The organism is Luteimicrobium sp. DT211, from assembly GCF_049844995.1.
Classification (GTDB): Bacteria; Actinomycetota; Actinomycetes; order Actinomycetales; family Cellulomonadaceae; genus Luteimicrobium.
Genome location: NZ_JBNCMC010000001.1, coordinates 145,996 through 168,413, shown reverse-complemented (window position 1 = coordinate 168,413; position 22,418 = coordinate 145,996). Strand labels below are relative to the sequence as shown.

Here is a 22,418-nt window from a genome sequence, read left to right as displayed (position 1 = left end):
CGCGGCTACCCCTGCAGGACCATCGTCGTCTGGCCGATCCGGATCTCCTCGCCGGGCTTCACTGCCACGGGGACCTCGAGGCGGCGACCCTCGAGGTAGGTGCCGTTCGTCGACCCGAGGTCCTCCACGAACCACGCGCCGTTCTGCGGGAAGATCCGGGCGTGGCGCGAGGACGAGTAGTCGTCGTCGAGCACGAGCGTGCAGCTCGGGGACCGGCCGATGAGCACGGCCGACGTCGAGAGCGGGAGCGTCGTGCCGCGCAGCGCGCCCTCGGTCACGACGAGGCGCATCGAGGCGCTCTGCGCCAGGGCCGGGGTGCGGGTCACGCCGGAGGGTGGAGTCGGCATCGGGCTGGAGGGCGCCTGGTGCGCCCCGACGACGACGGCGCCCTCCGCGCTGGGCGCGCTCAGGACGCCGGGCGTGGGGGGAGCGGCCTGGAGCTCGTCGGCGCGGGTGTGCGGCGGCCGGGGGTCGACGAGATCACGGCGCAGCACACGGATGGAGAAGAGCACGAGGAACCACAGCAGGACCAGGTAGCCGAGCCGGAGCAGGGTGAAGGTGAGCTCGCTCATCGAGGCCCGATCACCCGGCCTCGTCCGCTGCGCCCGTCCAGAACATGATGCGGGTCCGGCCGATCGTCAGGCTGTTCCCGTCGAGCAGCGTCGCTGCGGGAACCTGGTGGCCCTCGACGAACAGGCCGTTGGTGGAGCCGAGGTCGGTCGCGACGACGCCGTCGGGCGTGACCCGGATCTCCAGGTGGCGGCGGGAGACACCGGGGTCGTCGACCACGATGTCCGCCTCCGAGCCACGGCCGATGACCGTGACCGGGCCGGTCAGCAGGTAGCGCTGGCCGTCGATGTCGATGAGGGGGTGGCGCAGGCTGGGCGTGGGCGCGCTGGGGACGGGCCCCTGTCCCTGGGCGGACTGGCCGTTGCTGTTGTTCGGGACCGCGCCGCGCACGCTCGCCGAATGGACCACGTACTGCCCCGGGTGGAGGGCCGCGTCCTCGTCGAACGTGACGGAGACGGGACCGACGAACGCGTAGTGCTGCTCGGCGGCGTGGTCGGTGACGGTGGACGCGAGCTCGTCGGCGAGGGCCTCGGCGCCCCAGTCCTCGATGCGCGCGAAGTCGTCGGACGCCAGGCGGAGGGTGAACTCGTTCGGCGCGACGGCGCGGTCCCGGCCGACCACGGCGACCCTGTCGTCGACCTCGCGGCGCAGCGCGCTCGCCAGGTCCACGGGCTTGACCTCACCCTTGCCGAGCTTGGCGAACGCGTTGTTGAAAGCGCGTTCCACGTTCTGCTCGAAGCGGTCCAGTACGCCCACTGCGCCCTCCTCCCTCGGTCGTGCAGCGCGACTGCCGGGCCACCCTGCGGGTCGGGGCAGGCCTCGGCGGTCGGTGACAGTGTGTCAGTGTGTGCCGTCTATGTCGTTGCTGTCGTGCTTGTCGGCGAACGACTACCGGGTGGGCATGGTCGCACGCCCTTAGATCGTAGCCAGCCCGACGCGCGCGCCCGACGACGGGTGCGGGAGTCCTGCGGACCGAATGCGGGGGCGGTGTGGAGATCGGTGTCATCCTGTCCGGGGCGGCGGGCGTCACCAGCGGGTTCGGACCGCACCTTCGCTGCGTGCTAGTCTTCTGCGGCGCGCGAGTGGCGAAATGGCAGACGCGCTGGCTTCAGGTGCCAGTGCCCGCAAGGGCGTGGGGGTTCAAGTCCCCCCTCGCGCACACGAGAACGAGACCCTCGACCGGAGATCCGGTCGGGGGTCTCGTCGTTCCCGGCGCGGATCCAGGGCGCCCGGAGCACAGGCCCCGCCTAGGCTCGGCTCATGACCGTCGAGCGTCTGCGCCCCCAGGGCCTGGTACGGAGCCCCGCGTTCAGCCACGTGGCCGTCGTGCCGCCGGGCGCGACCACGATCTACGTCGGTGGGCAGAACGCCGTCGACGCGGACGGCACGCTCGTCGGCGAGGGAGACGTGGCCGCACAGTCCGTCCGTGCCATGGAGAACGTGAAGACCGCGTTGGCTGCCGCGGGTGCGTCCATCGGCGACGTCGTCCAGTGGACGGTGCTGTTCGTCGCCGGGACCGACGTGGGGGCGGCGTACCGGGCCATCGCGTCCGACCTCGCGTCGGACGAGCCCGCGCTGGTGACGGGTGCCAGCGTCACGGCCCTCGGATTCCCGGGTGCGCTCGTCGAGATCGCGGTCGTGGCTGCCGTGACGGCGGTGCCCTCCTCCTGACGCGCGGGCCTGCCGCCACCGCGCCGGGCGGCTCCTGAATCGGCTCAGGCATCGTCACGCACGCCGTTGACAACGATGTCACGGCTGTTGAAGACTTCCCGCACGACGGTCGCCGTGGACCGTCGACCACGCGAGGAGGCCCACGACGATGTCGGACCACACCACGACCGACCTGCCCACCGAACCGGGAGGCGCACGGCGCCCGCACCTCACCCGCCGCCGGTTCCTGGAGGTCAACGCCACCGTCCTCGCGACGGTCGCGATCGCCGCCGCCGCGCCCGACACTGCTCGCGCCGCCCGCGGAGGCAAGCCGGCGCGGGGCGCCGACCTCGCGGTCTACCGGCCGGTCTCGGTCTCGTCCACGGCCCTCGCTCCCGCCGCGCCGGAGTTCGCGGTCGACGGCCTGAGCGAGGTCGGGGTGAAGGGGACAGGTTGGCGTGCGGGGGACGGCGCGGACCAGTGGATCGCGGTCGACCTCCAGGGGCTCTGCTCCGTGGAGGGTGTCCGCGTGACGTTCGAGGCGCAGCAGGGCGACCCGGCGTTCGAGCCGACGCCGGGCGACAACCCGCGGAGCGGCACGACGGGCTGGGAGATCCTGTCGAGCTACGCGACCGCGTTCGCGATCCAGACGTCGCGCGACGGGAAGGCATGGTCCACGGCCCGCAGCGTCACCGACTCCTCGGGCGGCGTCGTCGACGTGGTGCTCGACGCTCCCGTGACCGCCCGCTGGGTGCGGCTGCGTTCGAGCGCCCTGTCGACCACGAACCCGCTGGGCGTGAACGGCTTCGCCGTCTATGGGTCGGCCCCCGCGTCACGGCCCGGGGCGACCGGCTGGACCGACTGGCCGACCGACCGCCGACCGGCTCCCGCGCTCCGGGCCGCGGACGACGGCACGGTCCCGGTCGAGTCGGGCTGGCGCCTCACCTTCGACGAGCGCGTGGGCGCCGCGGACGGCGCGGCGCTGTCGTCGCGTGGCGTCGACACCAGCGGGTGGCTCCCGGCCACGGTGCCGGGGACGGTGCTCGCGACGCTCGTCGAGCGCGGTCTGCTTCCCGACCCGGCGTTCGGGCTCGACAACCTGCACGTGCCCGAGGCGCTGTCGCGGCACGCGTGGTGGTATCGCCGCGAGCTGACCCTGCCGCACGGCCTCGACACCGGTGCCGGGCGGCGCGTCTGGCTCGAGCTCGACGGCGTCAACCACGAGGCCGAGGTCTGGCTCAACGGCACCCGGCTCGGGACGCTGAGCCACCCGTTCGCCCGCGCGTCGTACGACGTCACCGACGTGCTCGAGGCGCACGGCAGCCAGGTGCTCGCCGCACGGCTGAGCCCGATGCCCAAGCCCGGCAGCCCCGGCGACAAGGGCCCCGACGGCTCCGCCTACACGGACGCCGGGTCCGACCTCGTGAACCAGGCCTCGCCGACCTGGCTGTCCGTGACCGGCTGGGACTGGATGCCCGCCGTCCGCGACCGGGCGACCGGCATCTGGAACCACATGCGGCTGCGCTCGACCGGCGCGCTCGTCGTCGGCGACCTGCGGATCGACACGACGCTCCCGGACCTGCCCGACCTCTCCGTCGCGGAGCTCGCGATCACCGTCCCGGTCACCAACGCCGACGACGTCGCCCGCACCGCCCGGGTGCGCGTCGCGCCGCTGCCGGGCGTGAGCGCGACCCGGACGGTCACCGTCCCGGCGGGCGGGAGCGTCGACGTGACCTTCACACCGTCGGACGACCCCGCGCTCCGCGTCCGCGACCCCGAGCTGTGGTGGCCCAACGGCTACGGCGACCCCGCGCTGCACGACCTCACCGTCACCGTCACGGACCGCGGCAAGGTCAGCGACACCCGGACGGTCCGCTACGGGATCCGTCAGTTCGACTACGCCTTCGACCCGCCGCTCGCCCCGCCCGCGGGCTCGGACCGCGTGGCGCAGACGGTCGACGTCGGGAGCACGACGGCGCGGTACGTGCGGATCTACGCCGACTCGCGCGCCAGCATGTGGGGCGTGTCCCTGTGGACGCTGTCCCTCCTCGACGCCGCCGGGACCGATCTCGCGCGCGGCAAGCCGGTGGAGGCGTCGTCGGTGGACCAGCCGGGGCACGAGGCCCCGAACGCCGTCGACGGCGATCCCTCGACGCGGTGGTCCTCCAACTACACGGACGGGCAGTGGATCCGGGTCGACCTCGGGAGCGCCGCGACGTTCGAGCAGGTCGCGATCGTGTGGGAGACGGGGCTCGCGGCGAAGTTCCGCATCCAGACCTCGCCCGACGGCGACACGTGGACCGACGTGAAGTCCGTCGACAACGGGGCCACGCCGCTCCAGCTCAGCGTCAACGGCACCAAGGTGCTGTGCCGGGGCGGCAACTGGGGCTGGGACGAGCTCCTGCGGCGAGGGCTCGACGGACGGCTCGAGGCCATGGTCCGCATGCACCGGCACATGAACTTCACGATGATCCGGGTGTGGCTCGGCACGAGCAACCGGGAGGAGCTGTACCGGCTCTGCGACGAGAACGGGATCCTCGTCTGGAACGACTTCCCGCTCGCATGGTTCCTCGACCCGCCGGACCACGCGCTGTTCCTCGCCCAGTCCCGCGACACCGTCCTGCGCTACCGGACCCACCCGTGCCTCGCCGTCTGGTGCGGGGCCAACGAGGGGACGCCGCCGGCCGAGGTCGACAACGGGCTGCGGGCCGCAGTCGGCGAGCTCACGCCGCTCCTGTACCAGAGCAACTCGCGCGAGGGCATCGTCTCGGGCGGTGGCGCGTACTGGCACGTCTCGCCCGACCAGTACTACACGGGCGGCGGGACGTGGAACAGCTTCGGGTTCCACACCGAGGTGGGCATCCCGACCGTGTCCGTCGCCGCGAGCATGCGCAACCTCGTCGGCGTGGGACAGGAGTGGCCGCCCGGCGACGCGTGGTTCCTCCACGACTGGGCCACCAAGGGCGCGGCCGGTGTGTCCGGCTACCGCGACGTCATCGAGAAGCAGCTCGGCGACGCGACCGACCTCGACGACTTCTGCACCAAGGCCCAGCTCGTCAACTACGAGGGCATGCGGGCCATGTTCGAGGCCTGGAACGCCAAGCTCTTCGAGCCCGCGTCCGGCCTCCTGCTGTGGATGAGCAACCCCGCCTGGCACTCGACCGTCTGGCAGACCTACGACTACGACCTCGACGTCAACGGCAGCTACTACGGCGCCCGCAAGGGCTGCGAGCCCCTCCACGTCCAGGCCGACGCCACCGACTGGACGCTCCGCGTCACCAACCACACGACGACGGCGCTGCGGGGTGCGCGCGTGCGTGCCGAGGTGCTGGGCCTCGACGGACGCGCGCTCACCGACCCGGTGACGGAGGACGTGACGGTCGGGCCGTCGGCGACGACGGCGCTGTCGAAGGTGCCGTTCGGCGACGGCCTGCCCGCCGCGCACCTTCTGCGGCTGCGGCTCACCGACGCCCACGGCGCCCTCGTCTCGGAGAACGTCTACTGGCGCTACCGCAAGGACGAGGACCTGCGGGCGCTCGGGTCGCTCGGCCGGGCGCGGCTGACGGCGCGCGCGTCGTGGCGACGGTCGGCCGGCACGGGCGAGGTGACCGTCCGGAACGTCGGGTCGACCGTTGCGGCGATGGTCCGCGTCTCGCTGCGCGACCGGGCGTCCGGCGAGCGCGTGCTGCCGGTGCTCGCGAGCGACAACTACGTGTGGCTACTCCCGGGGGAGTCGCGCACGCTGACCCTCGAGGACGCGAGCTGGGCGCGCCACGAGCCGCCCGTCGACGTCGTCGTCGAGGGTTACAACGTGGAGGCCTTCACAACGCGCCCGGCGCTCTGAGCCGGGCGTCCGGCGGTCAGGCCGTCTTCGTCTGCCACAGCCCGACGACGTTGCCCTCGGTGTCCGCGAAGTAGGCGGCCCAGCCCATGTCGCCGACGGGCGCGCGCCCCTCGAGGCGCGTGCCCCCGGCGGCCTCGACCGCGTCGAGGGCTGCGTCGATGTCGTCGACGTCGATCACGACGTCCGGGACGGCGTGCCCCGCGGTCCGCTGCTGCAGGCCGCCGTTGATGAAGCCGGGCTCCGTCGGGCCCTGGTCCCCGTTCGGCCCGGTCGACGCGAGGACGTACCCGCCCGCGTCGGGCCAGGTCTCCAGGCCCCAGTCGAAGACGTCGCGGTAGAAGGTGGACGCCCGGTCGGCGTCGTCGTAGGGAAGCTCGAAGTGCACCACTCGTCGGGGCATGGCCCCTCCCGTCGGTCGGTCCGGCGACGACGACGCCGTCCCTCCCAGCGAACGCCTCGCCCGGGCGCGGGGCAACCCCCGGCGGCGGATGATCCGGCGGATCAGGCCAGAGCTGCGGCGACCTCGGCGTGCAGCCGCAGCAGAGGGACGGTGCGTTCGGCCGGCCCGCGCCCGAAGCCGCACTCGGTCGCGATCCCGAACTCCGGCACGGCGGTGCGGGCGGCCGCGACGCGACGCAGCGCCCCCTCGACCCCGTCCTCGTGGTGCACGAGCCCCAGGAACACGGTGGCGCCGGCCGGCCACTCAGCGGCGGCGAGCGGCGCGAAGTACCCCTCGTCGTCGCGCTCGATCGGGACGGGCAGGTGGATCCAGTCGACCGGGCGCGTCACGGACCGCGCGATGCCGGTGACGACGTCGGCGAGCGTGCCGGCGTCCTTCGGCTGGACGAAGTGGTGCTCCTCGACGTCGCCGTAGCAGAGGTGCCAGCCCAGCGACACGTCGTCGGGCACGGCGGCGGCGTACCGCGCGGCGCGCTCGACGACGCCCGGCAGGACGTCCGCGGGGTCGTCGGACCACCACGCGCGCATGCGGTAGCCGGGCAGCTCGACCTGCTCGAGGAGCCCGAACTCCAGCGCCGTGTCCCACTGGATCGCGAGCTCCTCGTGGGGGATCCCGTCGAGGATGCGGGCCAGCTCGGCGAGTACCGCGCGCTCGTAGACGGGCTCGACGGCGGCCTTCGCGTCGTCCGCGAAGAAGCTGCCGACGACGCCCGCCGGGGTGGGCAGTGAGACCTGGAAACGGACGCCCGCCGGGATCACGCCGTCATCGCGCAGGCGAGCGAAGATCGCGTAGGAGTCGAGGGCGGCGTCCGCGTAGCCGAGCGGCGGCAGCCGGAGGGAACCGGGGTCCACGTCGGGCGCGACGGCGATGGGCCGGTTGTCGAAGAGCCCGCGGAGCAGCGGGCCCGGCTCGCCGACCCTGACCAGCCCGGGCGTCGCGTCGAAGCGCGACTTCTGGAACTGGATCCAGTAGAAGCGCTCGCCGACCTCGCCGTCGGGGATGCGGGCCACGCCGTCCCCGAGGGTCTCGGCGACGACACGGAACACGGACTCGGCGTCGGGCTGCGAGACGCTGCCGACCAGGTGTGAGAGCACGGGCACGTCCCCATTCTGCGTCATGCGCGGGCCGGTCCGGTCGCCCACGCCAACGCCGCGCGGCCTCCGGTCGACGCCGGGGCGAACGTCGGCGGAACATCGGGCGAACCCTCTCGTGCGACCGGGCGCGGACCGACAGAATCCGGCTGTGCACGACGAGATCTCCCGGCTCGCCCGCAGCGTCGCCTCCCCGCGGGCCACGCTCGCCGGGGTCGTCGGCGACCTCTCCCAGCCGGTCCTCGTCGTCGGTTCGACCGTGCCCGTCGGGCAGCTGGAGGTCCTGTTCCGACGTCCCGAGGTGAGCTGCGTCGTCGTGCAGGACGAGGCCGACCCGCGCCGCACCGGGATGGTGACACGGGCCGGCCTCGCCGCGGCGCTCACCGGCCGGCTCGGGTACGGGCGGGCCGTCCTGGACCGGAAGCCGACGGCGTCGATCGCGGACTGGTCGCCGCTGGTCGTGCCGCCGGGGCTGCCGGTGTCGGAGGTGGCGCTGAGCGCGATGGCCCGCGTGGACGAGCGCCGGTACGACGACGTCCTCGTCGCCGGACCGACGTGGAGCAGCGCGACCACCGCCGACGTGATGCGGTCGCTCGTCGCGGCGCTCTCCGACCGGTCGACGCACGACCCGCTGACCCGGCTCCCCACGCGCGCCGCGACGTGGCACGCGCTGGCGCACCGCTGCGGACTCCTGCGGGGGAGCGGCACCCGGGTCGTGCTGCTGCTCCTCGACGTGCGCGACATGGCGGGCCTCAACGCACGCCATGGTCAGGGCGGGGGAGACGCCGTGCTCGCCGTGCTCGCCGGCCGGCTCCAGGCGGCGCTGCCGCGCGGCTGCGAGGCGGGGCGCGTCGACGGCGACCGGTTCGCGGTGCTCGCGACCCTGCCCGCCATGGACGACATCACCGCCGCGGCCTCGGCGGACGCGCTGCGTCAGCACGTCCTCGGGGAGCTGGCCGTCCCGCCCGAGGACCTGGAGCCCGGCCGGTGGCCGGCGCTGCACTCGACCGTCGTATGGTCCGTCGCGGGCGTCGGCAACCCCGACGAGCTCGTCCGCGAGGCCGAGCGGCGGCTGCTGCAGTCGGCGGGAGGGCTCGCCCGGGCGTCGTGACCGACATAGATTCGCGCGATGCTCAGTCAGGTAGCCGCCGCCGCCATCGATCGACGCGGACCGCGATGCGCTGCGCTGGGTCGCCGGACCAGTCGACCTCGAGCCCTACACGACGGACCGCGTCGGCGACCTGCTGCCCAACGCGCGCGTCCGACTCGCGGAAGACCTCACGACGGGCGTCATCGTCACCGTTACGCGCCCGCGTCAGGAGCTCAGGAGCGAGTCCGGGTGCAGGGCGCCATGTGCTGAAGGTCAGGTAGAGGTCAGCGGGTTCGGTCGCGAGTCGATCCGCGTCCTGCTCGTGGAAGAAGGTGTAGCCCCACTCGCGCCACGGGTAGGCCTCTGGCCACGCATCCGGGTCGGCGGTGCGCTCGTCGTCGATCTCCGCAGTCCCGCAGGTCTGGCAGCAGGCGAATGCCATCCTGCCGACGATCCCCATCTCGCCGAGGGTGCGGAACGCCTCGACCAACCGATCGTGGTCGGAGGCCCCTGCCCAGCTCTCTTGCTCGGCAAGGCGCGCCCTACGCACGCTGGCCACCGTGCGGCTCGGACGTGGGTCGTCGTCGTCGAGCTCGAACTCCTCGCGGAGGGCGTCGACCGTCTCTTGCATGGTCCGAAAACCGGGGAGGAGGAGTTCTTCCGCTCTCTCTTCGAGCTGGTTGTCGGAAACTGGCACGTCTTCGTCGGAGGCCGTTGACCGCTCAGGTGGATCGGGTGATCTACGTGGAAACCCGGGCCTGCGGAAGAGAGGCATGTCCCCAGCATGGCAGTCGCGACCCACGAAGCTTCCGCCCGCCCAAAGCTCATACACGTACATTTGAGCGATGAGTGCGGGCCAGCGCCGTACGAGTTCCCACACAATCACGGACCTTGCGGACGGCGAGGTGTTCGTGTTCGGGTCGAACGCGTCCGGCGCGCACGGCGGCGGCGCCGCGCGGACGGCGTACGAGCGGTTCGGCGCGGTGTGGGGGCAGGGGCACGGGCTCCAGGGGCGGTCCTACGGGATCGACACGATGTCCGGCTGGGACGCGTTCGTCGCGGACGTCCGCGACTTCCTCGCCTTCGCCGCGGACCACCCCGAGCTGACCTTCCTCCTGACGCCCGTCGGGACGGGCATCGCCGGTTGGGACGCGGCGCGGGTCGCGCCGTTGTTCACCGACGCACCGGACAACGTCCTGCTCCCGGAGCCGTTCGCGACCCTGCTCGATCGCTGACCGGCGCGCGCAGCCCGCACCGGTACTCAGTGCTGGCCGTCGAAGCGCAACAGCAAGCGACCGTCGTCCGATGTCCAGACGTGCCCGACCCACTGGACGTCGTGTGGGTCGGGGCGCCGACCGGTCACGAGCGCGGGTTGAATGGCCTTCCAGGCGTTCCGCGCGTCGTCGCCATCGAACCAGCGAAGGCCGTCAGGCCAGATGTCCGTCACCACGGCGGCGCCGGCGTCGACCGCGTCGCGTGCGACTCGTCGGGTGACGCGCTGCGGTGTTCGCCTGTACACGGTCCCGTCGGGGCCGCGTAACGACTTGTCGGGCAGCTCGTCCGGCTCCATAGCCGCGATCGTAGGTCGGTGTGCGGGCCCCGCGCCTCTAGGCTGGCCGCGTGACGACGACGACGCCCGTACCCCTCGCCGAGCTCGTGGACGCGGGCTGGGCGCGCGAGCTCGCCCCCGTGGAGCCGGTCGTGCACCGGATGGGCGAGTTCCTGCGTGCCGAGAACGACGCCGGACGGGGGTACCAGCCCTCCGGGTCGAGCGTGCTTCGCGCGTTCACGTACCCGTTCGACGCGGTCCGCGTGCTGATCGTCGGCCAGGATCCCTACCCGACGCCGGGCCACCCGATGGGCCTGTCGTTCTCGGTCCAGCCCCATGTGCGCCCGCTGCCGGGAAGCCTGCGGAACATCTTCACCGAGCTGCACGACGACGTCGGCGCGCCCCAGCCGTCGACCGGTGACCTGACGCCGTGGTGCGAGCGGGGTGTGATGCTGCTCAACAGGGTGCTGACGGTCTCGCCCGGCACGCCAGGGTCGCACCGGCGCCAGGGCTGGGAGGAGGTCACGGACCGCGCGATCGAGGCGCTCGCCGCCCGCGGAGGCCCGCTCGTCGCGATCCTGTGGGGCCGCGACGCCCAGTCGCTGCGCCCGCGCCTGGGGGACGTCCCCGTGGTGGCGACCGCGCACCCGTCGCCGTTGTCCGCGTACCGCGGCTTCTTCGGGTCCAAGCCGTTCTCCCGCGTCAACGAGCTCCTCGTCCAGCAGGGCGGGGAGCCGATCGACTGGACCCTGCCGTGACCGACGACGCGCGGACCTGGTTCGAGGTCGGGACGCGTTCCCCGGACGCCGCGGCCGCCCGCTTCGCCGTGGTCGCGTCGGTGCTGGGCGCGCGGCTCTCGGACGCCGACGTCGACCTGCGCCCGTCGCGCGACGACGTCCCCCCGGTGGTCGCCGCCGCCTTCGAGTCCCTCCGCCGACGACGCCGGGCGCGGTGGGCCCGCCGGGTGCGGGTGCAGGTCGCCGAGGACGGGCGGGGCGTCGACGCCCAGTCGTCGGACCCGCAGGTCCGGCGCGCCCGGGCGGACGTCCAGCGGGTCGCCGGCTACACGCACGTCACGCTGGTCGGGGCCGACGGCGCGCTGGTCGCCGCGGTGCACGACGGGCTCGTCACCGCCGCCCTGACCCCGGGCGAGGTCAGGGCGGTCGCGTTCCGCCTCGGCGAGGAGCCGAGCGAGATCGTCTCGCCCCCGACGGGGCTGGCCGCGCTGCTGTCGATGAGGCCGCGAGGGTCGGAGCGGTGATCGTGACAGCACTTATATAAGCGCTGTTATGATCTCCGGGTGACGTCGCCGACCCCGCCCGCCTCCCCGCCCGAGCGCCCGATGCCCGAGCGGCTCGACGCCGTCGTCTGGCGCCCGCTGACCCTGCTCCTCCGCGACCTCGACGACCAGATCGCCACGCTCTACGCGACCGCCGGGATCGAGGGCGTCAAGCCCCGCTACTCGCTGCCGCTCGTCTGGCTCGACCAGGATGGCCCGCTCACCATCCGCACGCTCGCCGACCGCTGCGACGTGACCCACTCGGCGATGAGCCAGACGGTCTCCGCGATGCGCGACGCCGACCTCGTCCGCACCGTCAGCGGGCCCGACGCGCGCACCCGCCTGGTCGAGCTGACCGAGCACGGCCGGTCGCTCGTGGCCTACCTCGTCGACGAGTGGAACGCGACCGAGGCCGCGGTCCGTGAGCTCGAGTCCGAGCTCCCGTACCCGCTGACGCGCGTCGTCGACGACCTGCACGCCGCGCTCGCCCGCCGGTCCTTCCGCGACCGGATCGCCGCGCGGATGTCCCTGACGCCGCCCGAAGACGCCGGCTCGCACGACGCGGCCGCGTCCGCCCCCGACGCGTCGTGAGCGCCCTCAACGCGCTCGTCGACGTCCGCCCCCTGCGCGACGCGCCCTTCCGCCGCCTCTGGCTCGGCTCGACGGGAAGCCAGCTCGGCACCCAGATGACGGCAGCCGCGGTCATGCTGCAGCTCTGGGACGACACCGGCAGCACCACGTGGACCGGCGCGGTCGGCATCGCGCACGTCGTGCCGCTCGTCGTCGTGGGGATGCTGGCGGGGTCGTTCGCGGACCGCCACGACCGCCGCCGCATCGTGCTGGGCGCGTCGGTCGCTCAGCTGGTGGTCTCGGCCGCCCTCGCTGCGCAGGCGCTCGCGGGCGGCCTGCCGCCCGTGTGGCTGCTCGCGCTCGTCGCCCTCCAGACGACGGCCGGTTCCGTGGGCGGGCCGGCCAGCCGCACCTTCGCCCCCGCGCTGCTCGGCCCGGACAGGCTCGCCGCGGGGTTCGCGCTCATGGGCATGTCGTTCCAGCTTGCCGTGCTGCTCGGTCCCGCGCTGGCCGGCCTGGTCGCGGGGGTGTGGGGCGTGGGCGTCTGCTACCTGGTGGACACGGTGAGCTTCCTCGGCGTGCTCTACGCGGTATGGCGCCTGCCGGCGCTGCGCGCCGAGCGGACGGACGCCCCCACCCGCGGGACGTGGGCGACGGGCGTGCACGACGCCGTCGACGGCCTCCGCTATGTGGCCCGCCAGCCGCTGGTGCGCGCGGCGTTCGTCGTCGATCTCGCGGCGACCGTGTTCGCGATGCCGATCAGCCTGTTCGCCGCGCTCAACGACGAGAGGTTCGGCGGCGCCCCGCAGACGTTCGGCCTGTTCGCCGCAGCGCTCGCGGGCGGCGGGATCGTGGCGAACCTCCTGTCGGGGACCTTCACGCGACGCGGCCGCCCCGGCGCGACCATGCTCGTCGGGGCGACCTGCTGGGGCGTCGCGCTGGCCGCCGCCGGAGCCGTGCAGTCCGGCTGGGCGACGCTGCTGTTCCTCGCGCTCGCCGGGGCGTCCGACACCGTGTCCGTGGTGTCGCGCGGCACGCTCGTCCAGACGGTCACGCCCGACGCGTACCGCGGCCGGGTGGCGGCGGCCGAGCTCGTCGTCGGCGCGGGGGGACCGGACGTCGGGAACGTCCGCGGCGGGATCGTCGCGGGCCTGACGTCGCCGACGGTCGCCCTGGTCAGCGGCGGGCTGGCGTGCGTGGTCGTCGTCGGGGCGCTCGCCACGCGGGTGCGCGCGCTGCGGACCTACCGGGTCCCCGGGCGCGCGCCCGTGGACGTCCCGGCCGAGGCGGCGTCCGCCTAGTCAGATCGCCGTGAGCGGCGCCCAGTCGCGCACGGCGAACCCGTCGCCCCGACGCTCGACCCGGAACCCGCTCGGCCCCGCGAAGTGCGCCGGGAACATCAGGAGCCCCTTGTCGGCGGCCTCGCCGAACAGGCGGTCGCGGGTGGCGTGCGCGGTCACGGTGTCCTCGTCGAAGCAGCTGCTCGTGTGGACGTCGACGACCTGCGCCGGGCTGTGCAGCGTGTCGCCGACGAACAGCACCTCGTCGGCACCGGAACGCAGCCGCAGGATCGAGGCGCCCGGTGTGTGCCCGGGCGCCGCCTCGAGCGTGAGGGCGTCGTCGATGCGGTGGGCGCCGCTCCAGGACGTCACCTGGCCGGCGGCGATCACGGGCAGGATGCTGTCGGCCCACACCGTGTGAGCGCCGGGGCCCATGATCGTCCGGCTCCCCGCCGCCGGGTCCCAGAACGCCAGGTCCTCCACGGGCATGAGGTACTGCGCGTTCGGGAACGTGGGCACCCACGTGCCGTCGACGAGCGACGTGTTCCACCCGACGTGGTCGGCGTGGAGGTGCGTGTTCACGACGACGTCCACGTCCTCGGGCCTGACCCCAACGGCGGCGAGTCCGTCGAGGAACCCGGTCCGCAGGTGCGACCAGCCGGGAACGTCCGGCCGGTCCTTGTCGTTGCCGACGCCGGCGTCGACCAGGATCGTCCGGCTGCCGCTGCGCAGGACCCAGGTCTGCATGGCGACGCGCGACGTGCTGCGCATGGTCGAGTCGCCGTCGTCCTCGAGGAAGTGCGGGCGGAGCATCTCCTCGTGGCCCTCCCAGGCGGCGGGGTCCGTTCCGGGGAAGAACTGGTCCGGGGTCATCCCGATGCTGCCGACGCTCTCGACGGCGCGGGTCACGGTGACGTCGCCGAAGGTGAGGGTCGGGGCGGGGGAGGTCGTGGTCGTGGTCATGGTGGGCTCCGTTCGGGTGGGGCGGTTCGGGCTCCACCCTCGGCCGCGGCCTGCCCCCCGACCAGCCCCGGTCCTGCGTCTCCCTGCCAGGGAGAGGCACGGCGACGAGGCCTCGGCCAGACTGGCGGCGTGACCCCCCACGAGTCCGCCGGTCCGCTCGGCGCGTTCCTCCGCGCGTGCCGCGACCGCGTCACGCCCGAGGAGCTGGGCCTCAGGTCGTACGGCGACCGCCGCCGGGTGAGCGGCCTGCGCCGCGAGGAGCTCGCCCTGCTGGCCGGCGTGAGCCCGTCGTACTACGCCCGGCTCGAGCAGGGACACGCGCGGCACGCGTCGCCGCAGGTGCTCGACGCCGTGGCGTCGGCCCTCCGCCTGACCGGGGCGGAGCGCGCCCACCTGCGCAGCCTCGCCGAAGGCGGGCAGCGCCGTCCTGCCCGACGGCGTCCGGTGGCCGAGCGCGCGGACCCCGCGCTCCTCGAGCTGCTGGGTTCCCTGGGCGGGATCCCGGCCGTCGTCGTGGGCAGGCGCAGCGACGTGCTCGCCTGGAACCCGCTCGGGCACGCGCTGCTCGCGCCGCACCTCGACGAGGACGCGCCGCTCGACCGGGCGACCCGGCCCTCCCTGGCGTCGATGGTCTTCCTCGACGAGCCGACGCGGGCGCTGTACGTGGACTGGCCGGCCAAGGCGCGCGCCGTCGTCGGGAACCTGCGGCTCACGGTGGGGCTGCACCCGGAGGACCCGGAGCTCGCGTCGCTCGTCGGCTCGCTGTCGATGGCGAGCCCGGAGTTCGCGGCCCTGTGGGCGGACCAGCGGGTCCAGCCGTGCGCGACCGCCGTCTACGCGCTGCACCACCCGCTGGTCGGCGACCTCGTGGTCACGCAGCAGACGCTGCGCGCCGTGGACGCGCCCGACCAGACCCTCGTGACCCACACGGCGCCGTCGGGCTCGCCGTCCGCGGGGGCGCTGACGCTCCTCGCCCACGTCCCGGAGCTGCGGGCAGCCCCCGGGTCGACGGGTGCGGTCAGTACACCATCCCCATAGCGGCGCGGACCTCGTCGAGCGTCTTCTCGGCGACCTCGTTGGCCCGCTCGTTGCCGCGGCGCAGCACCTCGTGGACGTAGCCGGGGTCGGCGGCGAGCTCGGCGCGGCGTGCGCGGTGCGGCGCGAACCGCTCGTTGACGGCCTCGGTGACGAACGCCTTGAGCGCGCCCCCGCCGCCGTCGCCGATCTCCTCGGCGATCTGCACCGGGTCGCCGCCCGTGCACAGCGCGGCCGAGGTGAGCAGAGCCGAGACGCCGGGGCGGTTCTCGGGGTCGAACGTGATGTGGCGGTCCGAGTCGGTCGGCGCCTTGCGGATGAGCTTCGCGGTCTCGTCCGCCGTCATGCCGAGCGCGATCGCGTTGCCGTACGACTTGGACATCTTGCGGCCGTCGAGGCCCGGGATCTCGGGGGAGTCGGACAGGAGCGCCTGCGGCTCCGGGAACACCGGGTTCTTCTTCGCGTAGCGCTCGTTGAACCGGCGCGCGACCACACGGGTCTGCTCGATGTGCGGGAGCTGGTCCTTGCCGACGGGCACGAGGTTGCCCTTGCAGAAGAGGATGTCCGCGGCCTGGTGCACCGGGTAGGTCAGCAGCAGCCCGGACAGCGCCCGGCCCGACGCCGCCAGCTCCGCCTTCACGGTCGGGTTGCGGAGCAGCTCCGCCTCCGTGACGAGGGACAGGAACGGCAGCAGGAGCTGGTTGAGCGCCGGGATCGCGGAGTGCGTGAAGATCGTGGAGCGCTCCGGGTCGATGCCCGCCGCCACGTAGTCGAGGACGAGACCCCGGACGTTGTCCTGGATGTTCTCGGTCGTCTCGCGGTCCGTGATCACCTGGTAGTCCGCCACCAGCACCCACGTCTCGACGCCCTGGTCCTGCAGCACGACGCGCGACGCGAGCGTCCCGAAGTAGTGCCCGAGGTGCAGCGAGCCCGTCGGACGGTCGCCCGTCAGGACGCGGTACCGCTCGGGGTGCGCGTCGAGGTTCGACCGGATGGCCTCGGTGCGGCGGAGCGACTCGGCGAACGTGTCGGACGTGGTGGCAGGCGCGGGGGACGGCGTCGGTTCTGCGGTGCTGGACACGCCCCGAGGGTATCGCGGGGTCGCGCTACGCCGTGGCGAGGTATGCGTCGACGGTCGCCTGGACGGCGTCGTCGAACGGGGTGGCCTTGAGGCCGAGCGCGGCGTCGCTAGCGGACGAGTCCATGACGAGCGGGCGCGTGAACAGGTGGATCATCTCGGCGAGTCCGCGCATCTGCCGGCTCCCGAGGCCAGCGGTGCGCAGGAGCCACGCCGGCACGGCGGAGACCTTCGCCTCCGGGCGCCCGGCCGCGCGCGCGTACGCGGTCGCGATCTCGCGCTGGCTGCAGGTCGCCGTGGTGGGGGCGAACCAGATGCCGTCGGTCGCGCCGTCGGCGGCCCCGGTCGTGCGGCGGCTGTCGCGCGCGACCTCGCCGGCGCGGATCATGGCGGCGGCCAGGTCCGGCAGGTAGGTCCAGCTGTGGGGCAGGTCGGCGTTGCCGAGCGGCCGCGCGGTCCCGCCCGACGTCGCCGGGCCGAGCATGCGGTCGCCCGCGTGCGCGTTGGCCCCGGCGCCCGGACCGAAGTAGTCGGACGCGACGACGCTGGCCGTCGGGACGGGCGACGCGGCCCGCGCGGCGAGGAGCCGCGCCCGCACGCCCGGCTTGCCGCCCGTCGCGTCGTGCCGGGTCGTCTCGGTGATGGTGCCGGACCCGTCGAACGCGTACAGGCTCTCGGGGAAGACGACGACGGCGCCCGCGGCCTCGGCCGCGGCGAGCACCGTCCGCTCGGCGGCCGGGAGCTCGCGCTCCCAGACCGTCGCGTCGTACGCGGACGCGTGGATGCAGAAGTGGATGATCTCGGCGTCCTGGGCCGCCGCGGCGAGGGCCGTGGCGTCGTTCACGTCGACGCGGCGGCGCTCGACCAGCGGGTGATCGAGGCCCGACCCTGACCGGGTGAGAACGCGGACGGGCGTCCCCTGGTCGACGTACTGGCGGGCGACGGTGGTGCCGATCGGTCCGGCGCCGGCGATGACGATGCTCATGGTCACGTCCCATCTGTGAGCAGTGCTCTCGGTTGCTGACGGCGCGAGCATGACTCACGCTCGGCCAGAAAGCAAGAGCGGTGCTCACTTTTGTGTCCTGCGCGCTCCTGGGGCAGGATCGGTGCCATGGCCCCCACGCCCCGACAGCTCGCCCGTGAGAACACGATGCGCGAGATCGTGCGGATCGGGCGCGAGCAGCTCGCGACCGTCGGTCCCGCCGACCTCTCGCTGCGCGCCGTCGCGCGCGAGCTCGGCGTCGTCTCGTCGGCCGTGTACCGGTACGTGGGGAGCCGCGACGAGCTGCTCACGCTGCTCATCGTCGACGCCTACGACGAGCTCGGCGACGCCGTCGACGAGGCGCTCGCGGACGCCCCCGAGGAGCCGCGCGCCCGCCTGCTCACCGCGGCGCGCGCCGTCCGGACCTGGAGCCTGCGGGAGCCGTCCAGCTACGCGCTCCTCTACGGGACGCCCGTGCCCGGCTACGCCGCGCCCGCGGACCGCACGACGCAGCCCGGGATCCGGGTCGTGCTGGCCCTGCTCCGCGTCCTCACGGACGCGTCAGCGGCGGGCAGGCTGCAACCTCAGGAGCGCGAGGTGCCCGAGGGTGTCCGGGCGGACATGGAGCGGATCCGGGCCGAGTTCGGTCTCGAGCTGCCGGTGGGCGCGCTCGCCGCGGCGTTCCAGCTCTGGTCGGGCCTGTTCGGGCTCGTCTCGTTCGACGTGTTCGACCAGTGGGGGCCCGACACGCTCACCGACCGGGACGGCTTCTTCGACTACCAGGTCGGGCTGCTGGCGGAACTCGTGGGACTCGCGTAGGCGAGGTGCCCGCCGGGGCGAGCGGCCGTCGTCGGGCATGGAGAAGCCCGTGGGCTGGAGGTCCGATCCCACATGGAGAGGGAGGACCGCCTGTCGCGGTGGACGATTCCGCAACACCCACGGGCCCGGTGATGGCGTTGGTTTCGCCAGCTCGTCCGGAGACGTGCCGCGCGAGCTAGCGCGCGATCACCTCATGCGTCCGAAGAGTCTTCACTGGTCGGATCACCTCCTTTCCCATGTGCCGACGACGCTACTGCGGCCCCCGGCACCCTGCCAAGCAATTTCGCCGACGGGGAAGCGTCAGCCCGCGCCCGGCTGGATCGCCTGGGTCTGGAGGAGCTGGACCTTGCTGCTCGTGCACGCGGTGAGCCCCGACGCCTTCACGAAGATCGCGTGCGTCTCGCCCGGGACGTACACGCGCAGGCCGTCCGCCTTCGCGGGCTTGCAGGTGCTCGCCGAGTAGTTGGCGGCCTGCCCGATCTTGAGGGGGGCGTGCGCGTGACCGTTCGGGAGCAGGGTCACCGTCGCGTGCGGGCTCGACCGGTCGAGCGTGGCGGCCGCGCCGAGCTGGGTGCCGTCGTCCCCACCCACGAACGACACTCCCGGCCAGCCCTGGAGCTGGCACGGCGAGCCGCCCGTGTTCTTCAGGACGAGGTACGGGAACGTGCTGCCGGCGCCGCCGCCGTCACCGGCGGTCAGCGTCCCCGTGAGGTGGTCCGCGGTGCAGCGGGCGACGCGGAGCGAGCTCGGCGACGGCGACGGCGACGAGCCGCCGGCCTGCGTGGAGCCTGACGACGGTGAGGGCGACGGCGTGCTCGTGGCGTCGGAGCCGCCCGTCGAGGCCGGCGTCGAAGGCTCGCCCGGGGTCGTGGCAGCGGTCGCGGCGGGGGCGTCCGCGTCGTCCCCGCCGCTGCAGGCGGCAAGCGTGCCCGCGGTCAGCAGCCCGACGACGACGAGCGCCACGCCACCGGTCACCGTGCGGCCGACGTGCGGTACGCGAGGGGTGTGTCGACGTGTCATGCCTCGAGTCTGGTCCGGGGCGGATGAGCGGAGCATGAGGCGCGGCCTCACGATCCGCTCAGGCGCCCGCCCGTCCGTCCGCGGGGAAGGACAGGGTCGCGCGGAGCCCGCCGGACGGCACGTCGTCGAGCGTGAGGCTGCCCCCGTTGACCCGGGCCGCCCAGGACGCGATCGCCAGCCCCGACCCCGTGCCCGGCCGCCCATCGCCTGTCGTCCCGGCGGCGACCATGCGGGCGCGGTCCGCCTCCGGGATGCCCGGGCCGGCGTCCGTCACGATGACGCCGTCGCCGCGCACCTCGACGACGACCGGCGGCCGCCCGTGCCGGAGCGCGTTCTCCACGAGGTTCCGGACGCCGAGCGCGAGCACGTCCGGGTTCGCCCGGACGACGACGGCGTCGGGCGGGTCGGGCCGGACGGTGATGCGGGCGTCGTCGGGCGCGATGTCCCGGAGCTCGGTGACGACCTGCTCGACGAGCTGGTCGAGGCGCAGCGGCTCGCGCGACAGGTCCGCGGTGCCGACGGCGGCCCGCGCCCGGAGCAGCAGCGCGTCCGTCAGCGCGGACAGGCGTCGCACCTGGCGGCGTGCCCCGTCGACGGCGGCGCGCTGGGCGTCCGGGTCGTCGGGGTGCCGGGCCGCCCGGTCCACCTCGAGCTGTAGGACGCTGAGCGGCGTGCGGAGCTCGTGGGCGGCGTCGACGAGGAACCGCTCCTGCGACGCGAGGCCCCGCACGGCCGGCCGCATCGCCCGCCCGGACACGACGTGCCCCAGCAGGCTCGCGCCGACGACCAGCAGGATGCTCGTGAGGACCAGTCGGTTGCGCAGGGCCGCGTGCTCGGCCGCCCCGGGGACCGTCCCGCCGACCAGCAGCACGGCCCCGACCGGCGTCGACGACGTGATCCTCGCGGCGTCGAAGACGGGCGCCGCCGCCCAGTGCAGGGTGCGCCCGCGCTGCTGCGCCGCGACGAACCCGGCGACTCCCGCGTCCTCCTGCTGGGCGGTGATGACGCGGCGCAGCTCGGCGTCCGTGGGCAGGGCGTCCTGGTCGGGCTCCGCGTACTCGATCGACGACGGCGTCACGACGCCGAGCACCGACGTCGTCCGGCCCACCTGGGTGGCGTTGAGGCGGCCGAGGTCGAGGGAGCCGTCGTCGGCGATGCTCACGAGCTCGGAGAGCGAGCCGGCCTGCTGCCGCAGGCCCTCGTCGAACGCCTTGGTCTGCGCCGAGGTGTCGACCCGCAGCGCGATCACGACGAGCACGCCCAGGCACACGGCGGTCGTCGCGGCGAACACGACGGTCGTCGTCCAGCGGATCCGGCTGATCCGCCTGCGGGCAGGCCCCAGCGCCGGGTCGGTCATCGCTCGGCCCGGTCGGGGGGAGCGGGGGCGTCGTCCGCCAGGCGGTACCCGACGCCGCGCACGGTCTCGATGAGGTCGGGCTCGCCCAGCCGGCGGCGGAGCTGCCCGACGAGCACGTCGACGACGTTCGACGACGGCTCGGTGAGCTCGTCCCAGCACCGCTCGACGAGCTCGGCCCGGCTCACGACCTCGCCGGCACGCTCGAGCAGCACCTCGAGCACCGCGAACTCCTTGGGGGTCGGGCTGAGCAGGATCCCGTCCAGGGTCAGCCGGTGCCGGACGACGTCGAGCTCGAGCCGGCCGCTCGTGAGGACCCTCGCCCGGGCGGTGCCCTGCCGCCGCGCCAGCGCCCGGATGCGTGCGACGAGCTCCGGCAGCGCGAACGGCTTGACCACGTAGTCGTCGGCGCCGTGCTCGAACCCGGCCACGCGGTCCGCGACCTGACCGTGGGCCGTGAGCAGCAGGACGGGCGTCGTGACGCCCCCGCGGCGCAGCTGGTCGACCAGGTCGAGCGCGTCGCCGTCCGGGACCGCACGATCCAGGACCAGCACGTCGTGGTGCGACGTCGCGACCAGGAGGTCGGCGTCGGCGATCGTCGTGGCGTGGTCGACGACGAAGGCGTGGTCGCGGAGCGCCCCGACCAGCGCGGGGGCGAGCTCGGCGTCGTCCTCGAGGAGAAGCAGCTTCACGCGGCCCGACTCTACGACCGGTGGGCGAGCACGGGTTCGCGGCCCCGCGAGAACGGGGCCTGCGTCCGTCAGCGTGAACTGACGGACGCGGACCCCGTGTTCGGCACCGGTGGGGAGGCGGTTGGCAGGATGGGGTCATGGCTGTCCACGATCCCTACCGCGTCATGACCGTCTGCACCGGGAACATCTGCAGGTCGCCGATGGCGGAGGTGGTGCTGCGGGACCGGTTCGACGCCGCGGGCCTGGGCGACCGGGTCGTCGTCGACTCGACCGGCATCAGCGACGAGGAGCAGGGCCGGCCGATGGACCGGCGCGCCGTCGCCGTGCTCGAGGCGCACGGCTACGACCTTGCGGCGCTCGCGGGAACGGGCGGCGCGCACCGGGCGCGGCAGGTCCGCCCGTCCGACCTGGCGGCGCGCGACCTCGTCCTGCCGATGACCGTCCTCCACGCCCGGGCCCTGCACCGGCTGGCCGGCGCTGCGGGCGGCCGGCCCGTGGTCCGGCTGTACCGGACGTTCGAACCGGCGGCGCCGCGCGTGGACCCGGACGGCCCGGACGGCTACCGACTCGACATCGACGACCCCTGGTACGGCGACCGCGAGGACTTCGAGTCATGCCTCGTCCAGGTCGAGGCGGGCGCGGAGGGTGTGGTCGCGCACGTCGACGCCGAGCTGCGCCGTCGGGCGGGGTGACCCGTCCCCGTCCGCCGGGCGGTCCCGGCGGGTGGGGCGAAGACTGAGGGTGCAAGGGGCAGAGGGCCCCGGCGGTCGTTCGACCGCGTCGCGAGAAGGACCGATGGAGGTCCCCGTGAAGTTCACCATCCACAAGAGCGAGAAGAGCGGCGAGTTCTGGTTCCGCATCGTGGCCGCGAACGGCAACATCCTGGCGAACAGCCAGCAGTACGCGCAGAAGGCGTCGGCGGTGTCCGCGATCGAGTCGATCAAGCAGCACGCGCCGGGCGCGGACGTCGTCGACGAGACCTGAGAGCGACGGCAACACGACGAACGGGCCGCGGGGGCGGCTCTCAGCCGGCCCCCCGCCCCGGGCGTGCGCCGGCCGGGGGGGGACGGGGCCGGGGTGGGCGGGTCCGCC

General features: G+C 74.0%; 24 protein-coding genes and 1 tRNA gene. 13 read left to right on the top strand and 12 right to left on the bottom strand.

The features are described from left to right. Positions 1–5: 5 nt before the first annotated feature. Together ACLQ14_RS00780 and ACLQ14_RS00775 are read right to left on the bottom strand one after the other, a co-directional pair. Complete coding sequence (locus ACLQ14_RS00780; protein ID WP_425808866.1) at positions 6–572, bottom strand: FHA domain-containing protein FhaB/FipA; 567 nt, start codon at positions 570–572, stop codon at positions 6–8. A gap of 10 nt (positions 573–582) precedes the next feature. Next, positions 583–1,326: an FhaA domain-containing protein gene (locus ACLQ14_RS00775; protein ID WP_425808864.1), complete on the bottom strand. Its 744-nt coding sequence runs from the start codon at positions 1,324–1,326 to the stop codon at positions 583–585. A 320-nt stretch (positions 1,327–1,646) separates the two neighbouring features. Here ACLQ14_RS00775 and ACLQ14_RS00770 point away from each other — a divergent pair. From ACLQ14_RS00770 to ACLQ14_RS00760, 3 genes are all read left to right on the top strand, one after another. After that, positions 1,647–1,729 (top strand) — tRNA-Leu (locus ACLQ14_RS00770). A 101-nt stretch (positions 1,730–1,830) separates the two neighbouring features. Then, positions 1,831–2,241, top strand: coding sequence for a RidA family protein (locus ACLQ14_RS00765; protein ID WP_425808862.1), 411 nt, complete (start codon positions 1,831–1,833; stop codon positions 2,239–2,241). 148 nt (positions 2,242–2,389) lie between these two features. Next, positions 2,390–6,064 (top strand): discoidin domain-containing protein, encoded by a 3,675-nt coding sequence (locus ACLQ14_RS00760; RefSeq protein WP_425808860.1) that lies wholly within the window; start codon positions 2,390–2,392, stop codon positions 6,062–6,064. A 16-nt stretch (positions 6,065–6,080) separates the two neighbouring features. Here ACLQ14_RS00760 and ACLQ14_RS00755 read toward each other — a convergent pair whose 3' ends face one another. Together ACLQ14_RS00755 and ACLQ14_RS00750 are read right to left on the bottom strand one after the other, a co-directional pair. Then, positions 6,081–6,464, bottom strand: a complete 384-nt coding sequence (locus ACLQ14_RS00755) for a VOC family protein (RefSeq protein WP_425808858.1) — start codon at positions 6,462–6,464, stop codon at positions 6,081–6,083. A gap of 101 nt (positions 6,465–6,565) precedes the next feature. After that, entirely contained in the window at positions 6,566–7,624 is a 1,059-nt protein-coding gene (locus ACLQ14_RS00750; RefSeq protein ID WP_425808856.1) for a hypothetical protein, read from the bottom strand. Positions 7,625–7,766: 142 nt separating this feature from the next. Between ACLQ14_RS00750 and ACLQ14_RS00745 the strand changes: the two genes are divergently transcribed. Further along, positions 7,767–8,726, top strand: coding sequence for a diguanylate cyclase domain-containing protein (locus ACLQ14_RS00745; RefSeq protein ID WP_425808854.1), 960 nt, complete (start codon positions 7,767–7,769; stop codon positions 8,724–8,726). Between the two features lie 22 nt (positions 8,727–8,748). Here ACLQ14_RS00745 and ACLQ14_RS00740 read toward each other — a convergent pair whose 3' ends face one another. After that, complete coding sequence (locus ACLQ14_RS00740) at positions 8,749–9,480, bottom strand: DUF6891 domain-containing protein (protein WP_425808852.1); 732 nt, start codon at positions 9,478–9,480, stop codon at positions 8,749–8,751. A gap of 70 nt (positions 9,481–9,550) precedes the next feature. Between ACLQ14_RS00740 and ACLQ14_RS00735 the strand changes: the two genes are divergently transcribed. Further along, positions 9,551–9,940: an A1S_2505 family phage non-structural protein gene (locus ACLQ14_RS00735; protein ID WP_425808850.1), complete on the top strand. Its 390-nt coding sequence runs from the start codon at positions 9,551–9,553 to the stop codon at positions 9,938–9,940. A 26-nt stretch (positions 9,941–9,966) separates the two neighbouring features. Here the strand turns inward: ACLQ14_RS00735 and ACLQ14_RS00730 are convergent, their stop codons facing one another. Further along, positions 9,967–10,275: a hypothetical protein gene (locus tag ACLQ14_RS00730; protein WP_425808848.1), complete on the bottom strand. Its 309-nt coding sequence runs from the start codon at positions 10,273–10,275 to the stop codon at positions 9,967–9,969. A 50-nt stretch (positions 10,276–10,325) separates the two neighbouring features. Between ACLQ14_RS00730 and ACLQ14_RS00725 the strand changes: the two genes are divergently transcribed. From ACLQ14_RS00725 to ACLQ14_RS00710, 4 genes are read left to right on the top strand one after another with little or no spacing between them, the layout of a single operon-like run. Continuing rightward, a complete protein-coding gene (locus ACLQ14_RS00725) occupies positions 10,326–11,012 on the top strand; it encodes a uracil-DNA glycosylase (protein WP_425808846.1) in 687 nt (228 codons plus the stop codon). Continuing rightward, a complete protein-coding gene (locus ACLQ14_RS00720) occupies positions 11,009–11,515 on the top strand; it encodes a hypothetical protein (protein WP_425808844.1) in 507 nt (168 codons plus the stop codon). The genes ACLQ14_RS00725 and ACLQ14_RS00720 overlap by 4 nt, the downstream gene beginning before the upstream one ends. A gap of 39 nt (positions 11,516–11,554) precedes the next feature. Further along, positions 11,555–12,124, top strand: coding sequence for a MarR family winged helix-turn-helix transcriptional regulator (locus ACLQ14_RS00715; RefSeq protein ID WP_425808842.1), 570 nt, complete (start codon positions 11,555–11,557; stop codon positions 12,122–12,124). Continuing rightward, the gene (locus ACLQ14_RS00710) at positions 12,121–13,404 is read left to right on the top strand and encodes an MFS transporter (protein ID WP_425808840.1); all 1,284 of its coding nucleotides are present in this window, start codon (positions 12,121–12,123) and stop codon (positions 13,402–13,404) included. Before ACLQ14_RS00715 ends, ACLQ14_RS00710 begins: the two co-directional genes overlap by 4 nt. Here the strand turns inward: ACLQ14_RS00710 and ACLQ14_RS00705 are convergent, their stop codons facing one another. After that, positions 13,405–14,346 carry an MBL fold metallo-hydrolase gene (locus ACLQ14_RS00705; RefSeq protein ID WP_425808838.1) on the bottom strand — a complete coding sequence of 314 codons (942 nt, stop codon included), beginning with the start codon at positions 14,344–14,346 and terminating at the stop codon, positions 13,405–13,407. Between the two features lie 129 nt (positions 14,347–14,475). On the opposite strand from ACLQ14_RS00705, the gene ACLQ14_RS00700 reads away from it, so the two are divergent. Beyond that, a complete protein-coding gene (locus tag ACLQ14_RS00700; RefSeq protein WP_425808836.1) occupies positions 14,476–15,384 on the top strand; it encodes a helix-turn-helix transcriptional regulator in 909 nt (302 codons plus the stop codon). Here ACLQ14_RS00700 and trpS read toward each other — a convergent pair. Both trpS and ACLQ14_RS00690 read right to left on the bottom strand, forming a co-directional pair. Then, positions 15,365–16,462 (bottom strand): tryptophan--tRNA ligase, encoded by a 1,098-nt coding sequence (gene trpS / locus ACLQ14_RS00695; protein WP_425808834.1) that lies wholly within the window; start codon positions 16,460–16,462, stop codon positions 15,365–15,367. The two genes, ACLQ14_RS00700 and trpS, sit on opposite strands and share 20 nt — an antisense overlap. Before the next feature lie 25 nt (positions 16,463–16,487). Beyond that, positions 16,488–17,444 carry an NAD-dependent epimerase/dehydratase family protein gene (locus ACLQ14_RS00690; protein ID WP_425808832.1) on the bottom strand — a complete coding sequence of 319 codons (957 nt, stop codon included), beginning with the start codon at positions 17,442–17,444 and terminating at the stop codon, positions 16,488–16,490. 126 nt (positions 17,445–17,570) lie between these two features. On the opposite strand from ACLQ14_RS00690, the gene ACLQ14_RS00685 reads away from it, so the two are divergent. Beyond that, positions 17,571–18,260, top strand: coding sequence for a TetR/AcrR family transcriptional regulator (locus tag ACLQ14_RS00685; RefSeq protein WP_425808830.1), 690 nt, complete (start codon positions 17,571–17,573; stop codon positions 18,258–18,260). A 300-nt stretch (positions 18,261–18,560) separates the two neighbouring features. Here the strand turns inward: ACLQ14_RS00685 and ACLQ14_RS00680 are convergent, their stop codons facing one another. The 3 genes from ACLQ14_RS00680 to ACLQ14_RS00670 are packed head-to-tail and all read right to left on the bottom strand — an operon-like array spanning position 18,561 to position 21,326. Further along, on the bottom strand, positions 18,561–19,280 hold the full coding sequence (locus ACLQ14_RS00680; RefSeq protein WP_425808828.1) for a DUF4232 domain-containing protein: 720 nt from the start codon (positions 19,278–19,280) through the stop codon (positions 18,561–18,563). 58 nt (positions 19,281–19,338) lie between these two features. Further along, positions 19,339–20,637, bottom strand: a complete 1,299-nt coding sequence (locus ACLQ14_RS00675; protein WP_425808826.1) for a sensor histidine kinase — start codon at positions 20,635–20,637, stop codon at positions 19,339–19,341. Then, the gene (locus ACLQ14_RS00670) at positions 20,634–21,326 is read right to left on the bottom strand and encodes a winged helix-turn-helix domain-containing protein (RefSeq protein WP_425808824.1); all 693 of its coding nucleotides are present in this window, start codon (positions 21,324–21,326) and stop codon (positions 20,634–20,636) included. The genes ACLQ14_RS00675 and ACLQ14_RS00670 overlap by 4 nt, the downstream gene beginning before the upstream one ends. A 137-nt stretch (positions 21,327–21,463) precedes the next feature. On the opposite strand from ACLQ14_RS00670, the gene ACLQ14_RS00665 reads away from it, so the two are divergent. Beyond that, on the top strand, positions 21,464–22,018 hold the full coding sequence (locus ACLQ14_RS00665; protein ID WP_425808822.1) for a low molecular weight protein-tyrosine-phosphatase: 555 nt from the start codon (positions 21,464–21,466) through the stop codon (positions 22,016–22,018). A 103-nt stretch (positions 22,019–22,121) separates the two neighbouring features. Continuing rightward, positions 22,122–22,310 (top strand): YegP family protein, encoded by a 189-nt coding sequence (locus ACLQ14_RS00660; protein WP_425808820.1) that lies wholly within the window; start codon positions 22,122–22,124, stop codon positions 22,308–22,310. Positions 22,311–22,418 lie beyond the last annotated feature (108 nt).

Coding starts and splice junctions, on each gene's coding strand:
- ACLQ14_RS00760 (WP_425808860.1), top strand. CDS start 2,390: ATGTCGGACCACACCACGACCGACCTGCCCACCGAACCGGGAGGCGCA.
- ACLQ14_RS00755 (WP_425808858.1), bottom strand. CDS start 6,464: ATGCCCCGACGAGTGGTGCACTTCGAGCTTCCCTACGACGACGCCGAC.
- ACLQ14_RS00730 (WP_425808848.1), bottom strand. CDS start 10,275: ATGGAGCCGGACGAGCTGCCCGACAAGTCGTTACGCGGCCCCGACGGG.
- ACLQ14_RS00705 (WP_425808838.1), bottom strand. CDS start 14,346: ATGACCACGACCACGACCTCCCCCGCCCCGACCCTCACCTTCGGCGAC.
- ACLQ14_RS00685 (WP_425808830.1), top strand. CDS start 17,571: ATGGCCCCCACGCCCCGACAGCTCGCCCGTGAGAACACGATGCGCGAG.
- ACLQ14_RS00735 (WP_425808850.1), top strand. CDS start 9,551: ATGAGTGCGGGCCAGCGCCGTACGAGTTCCCACACAATCACGGACCTT.
- ACLQ14_RS00680 (WP_425808828.1), bottom strand. CDS start 19,280: ATGACACGTCGACACACCCCTCGCGTACCGCACGTCGGCCGCACGGTG.
- ACLQ14_RS00675 (WP_425808826.1), bottom strand. CDS start 20,637: ATGACCGACCCGGCGCTGGGGCCTGCCCGCAGGCGGATCAGCCGGATC.
- ACLQ14_RS00780 (WP_425808866.1), bottom strand. CDS start 572: ATGAGCGAGCTCACCTTCACCCTGCTCCGGCTCGGCTACCTGGTCCTG.
- ACLQ14_RS00690 (WP_425808832.1), bottom strand. CDS start 17,444: ATGAGCATCGTCATCGCCGGCGCCGGACCGATCGGCACCACCGTCGCC.
- ACLQ14_RS00740 (WP_425808852.1), bottom strand. CDS start 9,480: ATGCCTCTCTTCCGCAGGCCCGGGTTTCCACGTAGATCACCCGATCCA.
- ACLQ14_RS00665 (WP_425808822.1), top strand. CDS start 21,464: ATGGCTGTCCACGATCCCTACCGCGTCATGACCGTCTGCACCGGGAAC.
- ACLQ14_RS00765 (WP_425808862.1), top strand. CDS start 1,831: ATGACCGTCGAGCGTCTGCGCCCCCAGGGCCTGGTACGGAGCCCCGCG.
- ACLQ14_RS00660 (WP_425808820.1), top strand. CDS start 22,122: ATGGAGGTCCCCGTGAAGTTCACCATCCACAAGAGCGAGAAGAGCGGC.